This window comes from Cellulomonas algicola, assembly GCF_003851725.1.
GTDB lineage: Bacteria > Actinomycetota > Actinomycetes > Actinomycetales > Cellulomonadaceae > Cellulomonas > Cellulomonas algicola.
In genome coordinates, this window is the sequence record NZ_BHYL01000122.1 from 1 (window position 1) to 11,930 (window position 11,930).

The following is an 11,930-nucleotide window of genomic DNA, read 5'->3' on the forward strand; positions in this document are numbered from 1 at the left end:
CGAGGCTCGGCCAGGGCACGAGCGCCCGGCTGCGGATCCCCGCCGCGGGACCGCGCTGACGCCGCGGGGTCGAGCTGCGCGTCAGGCCGGCTTGGGGCCTGTCGAGCCGCGGGGGACCAGGCGGGACGGGATGACCTCGGTGCCGTGGTGGGGGTTGCCCTCGATGGCGTCGAACAGGAGGGCCGCGGCGCGGCGGCCGAGCTCCTCGAGGTTCATGTCGATGCTCGTGAGCTGCGGGCGCGCGTTGAGCGCGAGGATCTCCCAGTTGTCGTGGCCGGTCACGGCGACGTCCTCGGGGACGCGGCGGCCCGCCTCGCGCAGGGCGTCGAGCACGCCGCGCGCGATCTGGTCGGACCCGCTGATGATCGCGTCGACGTCGGTGAACCGGTTGAGGATCAGCCCGGCGGCGGTGCGGCCCCACTCCTCGGACCACGCGCCGTAGAGCGGTCCGCCGAGCACCTCGACGCCCGCCCCGGACAGCACGGCGGTCGCCCCGTCGACGCGGTCGTGCGCGGCCCCGTACCCGGCGTCGCCGGTGACGATCGCGACGCGCGACCGCCCGCACGCCAGGAGGTGCTCGGCGACGAGCCGCCCGCCCTGCACGTTGTCGGTGACGACGGACATGTCGGCGGGGTCCTGCGACGGCGCGTACGCGTAGACGACGGGCACGGGCAGCTGGCCGAGCGACGGCCGCGGGTCGGGGCGGGCGCCCACGACGATGAGCCCGTCGACGCGCCGGCCGAGCAGCGCCTGCACGTGGTACTGCTCGCGCAGGGCGTCGCCGCGCGCGTCGCACAGGAGCACGGACGTCTTGCCGGTGCCGGCGGCGTCCTCGGCGCCCATGAGCGTCGGGATGGAGAACCGGCCCTCGAGGTCGTGCGTGACGAGGCCGATCGTGCCGGACCGCCCGGACAGCAGGTGCCGGGCGAGGACGTTGGGGGAGAAGTTCAGCTGCTCGGCGGCTGAAAGGACTCGCTCACGGGTTTCGGCCTTGACCTGCTGGCGCCCGTTGAGCGACTTGGAGGCCGTCGCGAGCGACACCCCGGCGAGCTTGGCCACGTCCGCGAGGGTCGGCGGCTTCCGCGTGTTTCCCGGTGTCGTCTGCATGTTCATCCCCTGCGAGAACGAAAGTGACGGGGCTGGACGCCGTCGTCTTTCGGGATCGTACCGGGAGAACGCGCCGAGGGAAGCCCTTGACGTGCCGAGACAGTGACCGCTACGTTTCCGAAAAGGGTTTCGGCAGACCCTCAGCCCACGGGTGCCCGACGGGGGACACCCGCAGTTCGCTTCGACGATGAAGTCCGAGGAGAGCACGATGAGCAAGCGGTTGTCCCGATCGCGCACAGCACGAGGAGCTGCCCTGCTGGCCGTCGCCGGTCTGGCGCTGACGAGCCTGGCAGCCTGCAGCAGCGGTGACGGCGACGGGGGCGGTGACGCCCCGGCCGAGTCCGTCGGCCCCGACGGCGTCGACGACGGCACCAGCCTCACCATGTGGACGCGCGCGCCGCTCGAGCGGCAGGCCAAGGCCCTGGTCGAGGCGTACAACGCGTCGCACGAGAACCAGGTGAAGCTGGAGATCATCCCCAACGACGACATGGAGGGGAAGGTCGGCGCGGCCGCCACGAACGACGAGCTGCCCGACCTGCTCGCGGGCGACGTCGTCCGCCTGCCCTACTGGGTGTCGAACGGCCTGTTCACGGACCTGACGGAGAACATCGACGGGCTCGACTTCGCGGACGACATCACGCAGGGCCACGTCGACGCGGGCACCGACGCGGACGGCGCCAAGCACACCGTCCCGTTCGTCACCGACATCTCCGTGATGGTCTGGAACAAGGCGCTGTACGCCGAGGCCGGCCTCGACCCGGAGAAGGGCCCGACCACGTTCGCCGAGTTCGAGGAGCAGGCCAAGGCGGTCCAGGCGCTCGACAAGCCGGGCGTCTCGGGCACGTACTACGGCGGCAACTGCGGCGGCTGCCTCGTCTTCACGTGGTTCCCGACCATCTGGGCGTCGGGCGACGAGGTGCTCTCGGACGACGGCAAGGAGTCGCTGCTCGCGTCCGACACCGCCCAGGAGGTCTACGACACGTACGCGCGGCTGAACGACGCGGGCGCCGTGGGCGCAGGCTCGAAGGAGGAGACCGGCGCGACGTGGACCGCACCGTTCTCGAACGGCGAGGTCGGCGTCATGCAGTACCCGAACACCGCGGTGTACGCGGCCCAGGAGGCCGGCATCGACGTCGGCGTCACCGGCATCCCCGGGATCGACGGCGGCCAGTCGACGTTCCTCGGCGGCGACGCGATGGGCGTCTCCAAGGACTCCGAGCACGTCGCGCAGGCCTGGAACTTCCTCGCCTGGATGATGTCCGACGACACCCAGCTCGAGGTCGTCGCGAAGAACGGCGAGGTCCCCGGCCGCAACAGCCTGCTCGACAACCAGTACGCGCAGGAGGACCCGCTGGCCCTCACGATGAACAAGCTCGCCGAGAACGGCCGCACGCCCGTCGCCGAGTACTTCTCGGAGGCGTTCAACGCGTCCGGCAGCCCGTGGGTCACGCTGTTCCGCAACGCGACCTTCGACAAGACCGGCACGGTCGACGAGGACAACGACGCCGTCACGGCGGTCCTCGACCAGTGAGACCAGGGCGGCGGCGGGCTCGGCCCCGTCCGCTCGGCAGTCAGCCCGCCGCCGCCCGACCACGTCTCACCCGCGAGCCCGCCACGACGGGCGCGACCCCGGAGCCACGCATGACCACCGTCACCACCCGTCCGCCCGACGCGGGACCGTCCGCGTCACCCCCGCACCGCCACCGCCCGCGAGCCAACCGCTCGCACGGGCCCCTGATGGGCTGGCTCTACGCGAGCCCCACCGCGGTGCTCGTCGCGGTCCTGTTCGTCGTCCCGCTCGTGCTCGTCCTCATCATGTCCGCGTCGGACTGGTCGCTCCTCGCGGGCAACGACGGCACCAACTTCCCGGAGAACTACACGGAGGTCCTCGACCACCGGATGTTCTGGCCGGCCGTCGTGTTCACGCTCAAGTACACGGTCATCGCGACGGTGCTGCTCATCGGCCTGGGCCTGGGGCTCGCGCTGCTGGTGCAGGAGAGCAGCCGGTGGAGCGGCGTGCTGCGGACGTCGTTCCTGCTGCCCACGGCCCTCGGCCTCGCGTCGGCGTCGCTGCTGTTCTACGCGCTGTACTCACCGCAGGTCGGCCCCATGTCGGACTTCCTCGCGCGGTTCGGGATCGGCAACGGCCAGGTGAACGTCCTCGGCACCGCCGACGGCGCGCTGTGGGGGACGGTGATCCTCATCGTCTGGCGGTTCGCGGGGTTCTACATGCTGCTGCTGCTCGTGGGGCTGCAGGGCATCGGCCAGGAGGTCTACGAGTCCGCCCGCATGGACGGCGCCAACACGTGGCAGGTGTTCCGCAAGATCACGCTGCCGCTGCTCAAGCCGTCGCTCGCGCTCGCCACGATCCTGTGCGTCACCGGCTCGCTGCTCGCGTTCGACCAGTTCTACATCCTGACGAAGGGCGGACCGGACGGCGCCACCATGACCGTCGTCCAGCTCGTCTACAACCTCGCGTTCGAGTCCAAGCGCGACCTCGGCATGGCGGCCGCGCTGTCCGTGCTCGTGCTGCTCGCCCTCGTCGTCATCAACGTCGTCCAGCTCAAGGCGCTGCGGCGCTCGCCGGACGAGTGAGGGAGTCCCGACGATGAAGACGCTGCCCCGCGTGCTCGGACGCACGCCCTACTGGGTGCTGACCGGTGGCCTGGCCATCCTGTTCCTGTACCCGATGATCTGGACCGCCGTGTCGTCGGTGTCGCCGCAGCCCGGCTCGGCGCAGGTGAACGGCTACGGTCTCGGCAACTACGAGACGTTGCTCAACTACCAGGCGGGCCTCGGCCACTACCTGGGCAACTCGCTCGTCATCACGCTCGTCGCGGTGCTGACGACGCTCGTCGCGGCGACCCTCGGCGGGTACGCGTTCGCGCGGTTCACCTTCCCCGGCAAGGACGCGCTGTTCCTGCTCGTCCTGTCGATCCTCATGGTCCCGTACGCGACGCTGCTGGTCCCGCTCGTCATCTGGCTCAAGGACCTCGGCCTCAACAACTCGCTCGTCGGCGTGGGCCTCGTGCTCGCCGTGTTCCAGCTGCCGTTCGCGATGTTCATGATGCGCATCTCGTTCGAGGCGGTGCCCAAGGAGATGGAGGAGGCGGCCCTCGTCGACGGCTGCGGCTCGTTCGGCGCGCTGCGGCGCGTGCTGCTCCCGGCGGTCAAGCCGGGCCTCATCACCATCGGGCTGTTCGCGTTCCTCGCCGCGTGGAACGACTTCATGGTGCCGCTGTACCTCGTGGGGGGCGAGAACCAGCCGCTGCCGCTGGCGCTGGTCAACATGCGCCAGCAGGTCATGGGCGTCATCGACTACGGCGCCACGCAGGCCGGCGTCGTCGTGCTGACGATCCCGTGCATCGTCCTCTTCCTCGTGCTCCAGCGGCACTACGTCAACGGATTCATGTCGGGCGCGCTGAAGGGATGACCTCGCTCGTGAACAACACCACCACCATCCGTCCTGCGCCCGTGCTGCCGTCGACGGGGGCCCTGCGACCGCTCGGCCTCGACGAGGTGGCGATCACCGGGGGCTTCTGGGCCGACCGCCAGCGCGTCAACGGCGAGGCGTCGATCCGGCACTGCGACACGTGGGAGACGCGCGTCGGCTGGATCGACAACTTCCGCCACGCGCTCGACGGCACGGTCGTGCAGCAGCGCACGGGCCGCGAGTTCTCCGACTCGGACGTCTACAAGATGATCGAGGCGATGGCGTGGGAGGTCGGCCGGACCGGCGACCCCGCGCTCGAGGCTCGCATCGTCGAGCTGTCCGCGCTGATCGGCCGCGTGCAGGAGCCCGACGGCTACCTCAGCACGAAGTTCGGGCGGCCCGGCCAGGAGCCGCGCTACTCCGACCTCGCGTGGGGCCACGAGCTCTACTGCTACGGCCACCTGATCCAGGCCGCGGTCGCGCGGCTGCGCACGGGGCACGACGACGAGCTCGTCGCGATCGCCCGCCGCGCCGCCGACCACGTGTGCGCCGAGTTCGGGCCCGACGGCCGCGACGGCGTGTGCGGCCACCCGGAGATCGAGGTCGCGCTCGTCGAGCTCGCCCGCGCGACGGGGGAGCGGCGCTACCTGGACCAGGCCGCGCTCTTCGTCGAGCGCCGCGGCCACGGCACGCTGCCGGACATCGAGTACGGCCGCGAGTACTACCAGGACGACGTGCCCGTCCGGGACGCCACGGTGCTGCGCGGCCACGCGGTGCGTGCGCTCTACCTGGCGGCGGGCGCGGTCGACGTCGCGGTCGAGACGGGCGACGAGACGCTGCTCGACGTCGTGCGCGACCAGTACGAGCGCACGCTCGCGCGCCGGACGTACCTCACGGGCGGCATGGGCTCGCACCACCAGGACGAGGCGTTCGGCGACGACCACGAGCTGCCGCCGGACCGCGCGTACTGCGAGACGTGCGCGGGCGTCGCGTCGGTCATGGTCGCGTGGCGGCTGCTGCTCGCGACGGGTGACGCGCACTGGGGCGACGTGGTCGAGCGGACGCTGTTCAACGTCGTCGCGACGTCGCCCGCGGAGGACGGGCAGGCGTTCTTCTACACGAACCCCCTGCACAAGCGGGTCCCCGGCTCGGCGGCGGACCCCGACGAGGTCAGCGCGCGGGCCCTGTCGCGGCTGCGTGCGCCGTGGTTCGAGGTGTCGTGCTGCCCGACCAACGTGGCCCGCACGTTCGCGTCGCTCGGCGCGTACCTCGCGACCGTGTCCGACGACGGCGTGCAGCTGCACCAGTACGCGCCGGCGCGCATCGCGACGACGCTCGGCGACGGCCGCGCGATCGGCCTCGAGGTCGAGACCGGCTACCCGCACGAGGGCGACGTCGTGGTCCGCGTGACGCAGGCACCGCCCGGCGAGGTGACCCTGTCGTTGCGCGTGCCGGCCTGGGCGGTGGGCGCGGCGACGCTCGACGGCGAGCCCGTCGAGGGCGGCGTCGCGACGGCCCGCCGCACGTTCGCGGTGGGCGACGAGGTGCGCCTCTCGCTCCCGGTGCAGCCCCGCGTGACGACGCCCGACGACCGCATCGACGCCGTGCGCGGCTGCGTCGCGGTCGAGCGCGGCCCGCTGGTCCTGTGCGCCGAGTCGACCGACCTGCCCGGCGGGCTGCACGTCGACGCGATCCGCCTGGACCCCTCGGCACCGCTGGTCGCCGACGGTGCCGGTGCGCGCGGTCGCGGGCGGGCCGTCGCGCACGACGACGCCGACTGGCCGTACGCCCCGGAGCCGCGCGAGCGCGACGCCGACGGCTTCGACCTGCGGCTCGTCCCGTACCACGCCTGGGCCAACCGCGGCCCGAGCACCATGCGGGTCTGGATCCCGACGACCTGACCGGCCCCCGACCGCCCCGCCGCCCCGCCGTGCCGACGCCGGGGCGGCGGGGCATCTCCGTGCGGGCGGCGAGGAGCACGGCGTCGCCCGCGCGGGAGCAGGTCGGCGACGGCGCTCTCGGGTGCGGGTGCCGGGTGCCGACCGCGGCGGCAGACTCGAGACGTGCCCCGACGCCCGCTGGACGAGTACCGCGCGAAGCGGGACCCGGCGCGCACGCGTGAGCCAGTCCCCCCGCCCGACGCACCGCTCCCGCAGGGCGAGGGGCGGACGTTCGTCATCCAGGAGCACCACGCCCGCGCGCTGCACTGGGACCTGCGGCTCGAGCGCGACGGCGTGCTGGTGTCGTGGGCCGTGCCGAAGGGCCTGCCGCAGGAGCCGGGCACGAACCACCTCGCGGTGCACACCGAGGACCACCCGATGGAGTACGCGACGTTCGAGGGCGACATCCCCGCGGGCGAGTACGGCGGCGGGCACATGGCGGTCTGGGACCGCGGCACGTACGAGACCGTGAAGTGGTCGGACCGCGAGGTGCAGGTCGTGCTGCACGGCGAGCGCGTGCAGGGACGGTACGTGCTGTTCCGCACGCGGGGTCGCGGGCGTTCCGGCGGCTCCGGCGACGGCGGCGGGCGGGGCGACGACGAGCGCAGCTGGATGGTGCACCGCATGGACCCGCCGACGCGCCCCGACTGGACGCCGCTGCCCGACCTGGTCCGTCCGATGGCGGCCGTCGCGGGCGAGCTGCCGCCCGACGACGACGCGTGGGCGTACGAGATGAAGTGGGACGGCGTGCGGGCCGTCGCGTACGTCGACGGCGGTCGCGTGAGGCTGATGTCGCGCAACGACCTGGACGTCACGCGGTCGTACCCCGAGATCGCCGGGCTCGGCGAGCAGCTGGGGTCGACCCAGGCGGTCCTCGACGGCGAGCTCGTCACCTTCGACGCGCGCGGCGCCCCCGACTTCGGGCGCCTCCAGCAGCGGATGCACGTCGCGGACCCCGCGGTCGCCCGCCGGCTCGCCCAGACCGTGCCCGTCGCCTACCTCGTCTTCGACGTCCTGCACCTCGACGGCCGCGCCACCCTCGACCTGCCCTACGACGACCGCCGCGCGCTCCTCGACGGCCTCGGGCTCGCGGGCCGCTCGTGGCAGACGCCGCCGTCGTTCGACGGCCCGGGCTCGGCCGTCCTGGCGGCGAGCCGCGAGAACGGCCTCGAGGGCGTGCTCGCGAAGAAGCGGCGCTCCCCGTACCGCCCGGGCCGCCGCTCGCCGGACTGGGTCAAGGTCAAGCACGTCCGCATGCAGGAGGTCGTGCTCGTCGGGTGGAAGCCCGGCAAGGGTGCGCGCGCCGAGACGCTCGGGTCGCTCGTGCTCGGCGTCCCCGACGACGACGGCGCCATGCGTCCCGCGGGGTCCGTCGGCACGGGCTTCACGCGGCGCACGCTCGACGACCTGCTGCGCCGGCTCACCCCGCTGGCGACGTCGTCGTCGCCGTTCACCGTGCGGCTGCCCGCCGCCGACACACGCGACGTGCACTGGGTCCGGCCCGAGCTCGTCGGCGAGGTCGCCTTCACCGAGTGGACGTCCGACGGCCGGCTGCGGCACCCGTCCTGGCGTGGGTTGCGCCCCGACAAGTCCCCGGCCGACGTCGTCGTCGAGGGTGCCTGACGAGCACTCCCGCCCGACCTCCGTGCCGACGGTCCGCCCGAGCCGTGCCGACAGGACGCCCGAGCCGTCGAGCCGGAGGGACGTCCGAGGCGTCGTGCCGACCGGCGCGCGGGCAGCAGGCGCGCGCGGGTGCGCGCGACGTGGCGCGGGGCGACGATGTGGTCACGCGGCCCAGCGCCGTGACCGCGGGTGCGGACCGGCGCCCGCCCCGACCGCGTCGACGACGACGCGCGTCACCGAGGAGACCCCCCATGGCCACCGTCGCGGACGTCCTGTCCCCGTCCCCGATCACCGTCGAGACCACCGCGACCGTCCGCGAGGCCGCCGAGCTCATGCGCGAGCACGACGTCGGCGACCTCGTCGTCGTCGAGCAGGGCCGCCTGGTCGGCATCGTCACCGACCGCGACCTCGTCGTGCGCGTCCTCGCCGTCGGCGGGGGGTCGAACGACCCCGTCGGGCAGGTCGCGACCGGCTCGCCCGTGGTCGTGGGCCCCGACGACGACCTCGTCGGCGCCGCGCGCCTCATGGCCACGCACGCCGTGCGCCGGCTGCCCGTGGTCTGCGAGGGCGAGGTCGTCGGGGTCCTGTCCCTCGGCGACCTGGCCGTCCGCCACAACGCCGGTCCGGTCCTCGGCGCGATCTCGCAGGCGCCCGCGTCGTCGTGAGCCGACGGCTGCCGCGCGCGTCGCACGGACGGTGGTGCGCGGGCGCCGACCCGTCGCTTACCGTGGCGCGATGACGAACGAGGCGACGCCCCGCCCCGCCCGCCCCACGTGGTCCGAGCGGCTGGGCCGCATCACCGAGGCCATCCGCAGCCTGCCCAAGCCCGTGCGGGTGGTCGCCGTCACGTCGGTGGGTGGTGTCGTCCTGCTCGCGGGCGTCGCGATGCTCGTCCTGCCCGGTCCGGGGATCCTCGCGATCCTCGCGGGCCTCGCCATCCTCGCGACGGAGTTCGTGTGGGCCCGGCGTGTCCTCGAGCGCAGCAAGGCGGCCGCGAAGGCCGGCGTCGACAAGGGGCGCGACGCGCTGCAGCGCCGCCGCTGACCGCGCCTCGGGCGGCGTGAGCGGCGGCCTGTGCGTTCTCGCCGGTGGTCGACGGCCGTGCGACGCGTCTCGCCGCACGTCAACCGCCCGTGCGACGCGTCCCGCCGCAGGTCAGCGACCCGTGCGGTGCGTCCCGCCGAAGACCGGGTGCGACGCGAGGTCGTCGGTGCGCTCGTCGAGCACGCGCCGCAGCGCCTCGTAGCGTTCCTGCGCGTCGCGTCGCTCGGCACCGGCCGGGCAGCGCTCGATCTCGTGGTGCGCACGCGCGGTGGCCGCGGCGACCTGGAACCAGCTGGCTTCCGCGAGGCCCGTGACCAGCCGCTCGTCGGCGCCCGTGCGCGGTACGTCCGTGTCCGTCATGGTCGGCTCCTCCTGCCCACCATCGTCGCGCCGCCCACCGACATCGCCGGGACGCCACGCGGTGGGCGCGACCACCCGCGAGGAAGGAGCCGGCGACGCGTCGATGCGGACGCGACGCGGGGGTGAAGAGCGGCGCACGGGTCAGGCGACGACGGACGCGCTGAGCACGACCTGGTCGTGCGGGACGGCGGCGAACCGCTGGCCGGGGTACCGCAGGCCCGCGAAGTACGCGTTGACGTGCGCGACGATCTGCTCGCCGCCCACCCAGACGCCGGCGAGGTGCGCGCCGGTGGTCGTGTGGCAGTCGGAGACGAGCGTGACGTCGTACCCGGCGTTCGCGGCGGACTGCCCGAGGGTCCGCACGCAGTAGTCGGACTGGGCGCCCGTGAGGACGAGGTGGGTCGTCGCGGTGCGGGCCAGGACGGACTGCAGGTCGGTGCCGGCGAACGCGTCGCGGTACGCCTTGTGCACGCGGGCCTCGCCGGGGACCGGCACGAGCGCCGGGTGCAGCTCCCACCCGGCGCTGCCGCGCGGGAAGTCCTGCTCGTCCTGGACCCAGATGACGGGGACGCCCTCGGCGCGTGCCCGGTCGACGAGGGTGACGGTGCGGGCCAGCACCCCGTCGACGTCGACGCAGTCCCCGACGACGCCGACCTGGAGGTCGACGACGAGGACCGCCGTGCGCGGCGTGGTAGCGCTCCCATACATGAGGCCGATTCTCTCCGACCAGGGCACAGGTGCGAAATCGACGCACCGGCGCGCCGCGAGCCAGGTGCGGGTCACTCGAGCAGGACGGTCACGAGCGCGACGACGACGACCGTCGCCACAGGTACCCACGGGACGGCAACGCCTCGTCCGGTCGCGCCACGTGCGGGGCCCGGTGGTGTCGTCGGCCGCACGGTGGCGAACCGCTGGGACATGCGCTCGGGACGCCCTGGTCGATCGAGCACCAGGTACAGGTTCGTCTTCTGCACGGCCCAGCAGGCGACGTCGTCACCGGACCGCAGCCGCACGGACATGCGAGCGCCGCCCTCGAAGCCCGCGACCTCGGCCCACGGGATCCTGATCGTGTGCCACGGGTTCCGCACGACGATCCCGTCCTGCGTGGCGGCGACCCTGGGCCGCAGCCCGAGCACGTGTGCCAGGACCGTGACGAGCGCGCCGACGCCGAGCAGGACGCCGGACGCGTCCGTCGCGCCGCTCGCACCGAGGGAGACGGTCGCCAACCCCAGCAGGACGCCGAGCACCGCGATCGAGGTGGCGAGGGCCGACATCCTGGCGGAGACCGACGCCGCCGGACCGGACGACCTGCCCACGAGTGCTCCCGTCCGCCCGGCGACGGCTGCTCGCCGTGCGCACGGCTCCCGGCGAGCCGACGGAGGCGAGCGTCCCACGCGCCGGTCGGGACGACGCGCAGACGCCCCGTGCGACGCTCATCGCGCCCTCGTGGTGCCCGGGCCGTCGCCGGCCGGCCACCGGTGCCGCCGAGGCGGGGGTGCCTGCGCGACGACGGAGGACTGCCCAGGCGGACCGGCGGCGAGGGCGTCAGGCGACCGGGCGGATCTCCGCGACGTCGCCCGGCCACAGGACCGTCTGGACCAGGCGCGCGAGGTCCTGCACGTCGTCGGTCTCGACGACGTAGTACCCGCCGAGCTGCTCGACCGTCTCGGTGTACGGGCCGTCCGTCACCGTGAACTCGTCGGCGTCGTTCCGCACGACGACCGCGCGGCTCGACGACGCGAGCTCGTGCCCGCCGACGATCGTGTGGCCGCGCTCGGCGCACGCGGCGCTGAACGCGTCGTGGTCCGCGTACGCGGCCGCGCGGGTGGCCTCGTCGGCGGTCTCCCACGCCTTCTCGTCGCCGTGCAGCAGCACGACCCAGGTCTGCGGCATCGTCGTCCTCCCGTTCCTGTGCGACGGGACCGAGCGTGCCCGTCACGTCCATGACGCGCGAGGCAGGTGCGATTCGACAGGGACGCGTCAGCCCAGGAACACCTGCGCGCACAGCAGGCCGCGTGCGCTGTCGACGCACGCCACGCCGATGCCCGTGAAGTCCTTCGAGAGCAGGTTGGCGCGGTGCCCGGGCGACGCGAGCCACGCGTCGACGGTGGCCTTGGCGGTCGGGTAGCCGAGCGCGAGGTTCTCCCCGACGGTCCGGCCACCGCAGGCCGCGAGGATCGGCTCCAGCGGGTCGTGCTCGAACCGTCCCTCGGCGACGAGGAGCCGGGCGCGTGCGAGCGCCTGCTGCTGCGCGCACTCGGAGACGCTGAGGTCGGCGACACCCTGCGCGCGGCGGGCCTCGTTGCCGAGCGCGACGATCTCGGCGTCGACCGGCTGGGGTGCGGGGGCCGCGGCGGGGGCGGACGACTGGGCCGGGGCGGGGGTGCTGCCGCCGCCGGAGGGCGGGGGCGTGCCGGCGGCCG

Annotated in this window: 13 protein-coding genes; 7 read left to right on the forward strand and 6 right to left on the reverse strand. The window is 73.8% G+C overall.

Annotated elements, in window-relative coordinates:
• Nucleotides 1-81: 81 nt before the first annotated feature.
• Complete coding sequence (locus CTKZ_RS09000) at nucleotides 82-1,107, reverse strand: LacI family DNA-binding transcriptional regulator (RefSeq protein ID WP_124342636.1); 1,026 nt, start codon at nucleotides 1,105-1,107, stop codon at nucleotides 82-84.
• Nucleotides 1,108-1,315: 208 nt separating this feature from the next.
• Here CTKZ_RS09000 and CTKZ_RS09005 point away from each other — a divergent pair, with 208 nt between their 5' ends.
• The 7 genes from CTKZ_RS09005 (at nucleotide 1,316) to CTKZ_RS09035 (ending at nucleotide 9,147) form a co-directional block, all read left to right on the forward strand.
• Entirely contained in the window at nucleotides 1,316-2,638 is a 1,323-nt protein-coding gene (locus tag CTKZ_RS09005) for an ABC transporter substrate-binding protein (RefSeq protein ID WP_124342637.1), read from the forward strand.
• A gap of 110 nt (nucleotides 2,639-2,748) precedes the next feature.
• The gene (locus CTKZ_RS09010) at nucleotides 2,749-3,702 is read left to right on the forward strand and encodes a carbohydrate ABC transporter permease (RefSeq protein WP_124342638.1); all 954 of its coding nucleotides are present in this window, start codon (nucleotides 2,749-2,751) and stop codon (nucleotides 3,700-3,702) included.
• A 13-nt stretch (nucleotides 3,703-3,715) separates the two neighbouring features.
• A complete protein-coding gene (locus CTKZ_RS09015) occupies nucleotides 3,716-4,540 on the forward strand; it encodes a carbohydrate ABC transporter permease (protein WP_124342639.1) in 825 nt (274 codons plus the stop codon).
• Nucleotides 4,537-6,441 (forward strand): glycoside hydrolase family 127 protein, encoded by a 1,905-nt coding sequence (locus CTKZ_RS09020; RefSeq protein WP_124342640.1) that lies wholly within the window; start codon nucleotides 4,537-4,539, stop codon nucleotides 6,439-6,441. Before CTKZ_RS09015 ends, CTKZ_RS09020 begins: the two co-directional genes overlap by 4 nt.
• 162 nt (nucleotides 6,442-6,603) lie before the next feature.
• Nucleotides 6,604-8,103 carry a non-homologous end-joining DNA ligase gene (gene ligD, locus CTKZ_RS09025; protein ID WP_124342641.1) on the forward strand — a complete coding sequence of 500 codons (1,500 nt, stop codon included), beginning with the start codon at nucleotides 6,604-6,606 and terminating at the stop codon, nucleotides 8,101-8,103.
• 251 nt (nucleotides 8,104-8,354) lie between these two features.
• Nucleotides 8,355-8,768, forward strand: a complete 414-nt coding sequence (locus CTKZ_RS09030) for a CBS domain-containing protein (protein ID WP_124342642.1) — start codon at nucleotides 8,355-8,357, stop codon at nucleotides 8,766-8,768.
• Nucleotides 8,769-8,838: 70 nt separating this feature from the next.
• Nucleotides 8,839-9,147, forward strand: coding sequence for a PGPGW domain-containing protein (locus CTKZ_RS09035; RefSeq protein WP_124342643.1), 309 nt, complete (start codon nucleotides 8,839-8,841; stop codon nucleotides 9,145-9,147).
• A gap of 111 nt (nucleotides 9,148-9,258) precedes the next feature.
• Here the strand turns inward: CTKZ_RS09035 and CTKZ_RS09040 are convergent, their stop codons facing one another.
• From CTKZ_RS09040 to CTKZ_RS09060, 5 genes are all read right to left on the reverse strand, one after another.
• Nucleotides 9,259-9,507: a hypothetical protein gene (locus tag CTKZ_RS09040; protein ID WP_124342644.1), complete on the reverse strand. Its 249-nt coding sequence runs from the start codon at nucleotides 9,505-9,507 to the stop codon at nucleotides 9,259-9,261.
• A 141-nt stretch (nucleotides 9,508-9,648) separates the two neighbouring features.
• On the reverse strand, nucleotides 9,649-10,215 hold the full coding sequence (locus tag CTKZ_RS09045; RefSeq protein ID WP_124342645.1) for an isochorismatase family protein: 567 nt from the start codon (nucleotides 10,213-10,215) through the stop codon (nucleotides 9,649-9,651).
• Between the two features lie 71 nt (nucleotides 10,216-10,286).
• Entirely contained in the window at nucleotides 10,287-10,781 is a 495-nt protein-coding gene (locus tag CTKZ_RS09050; protein WP_124342646.1) for a PH domain-containing protein, read from the reverse strand.
• A gap of 271 nt (nucleotides 10,782-11,052) precedes the next feature.
• Nucleotides 11,053-11,400 (reverse strand): YciI family protein, encoded by a 348-nt coding sequence (locus CTKZ_RS09055; RefSeq protein ID WP_124342647.1) that lies wholly within the window; start codon nucleotides 11,398-11,400, stop codon nucleotides 11,053-11,055.
• Nucleotides 11,401-11,487: 87 nt separating this feature from the next.
• Nucleotides 11,488-11,930 (reverse strand): CAP domain-containing protein (locus tag CTKZ_RS09060; RefSeq protein WP_148090477.1); only part of this gene is annotated, 443 nt, incomplete at its 5' end.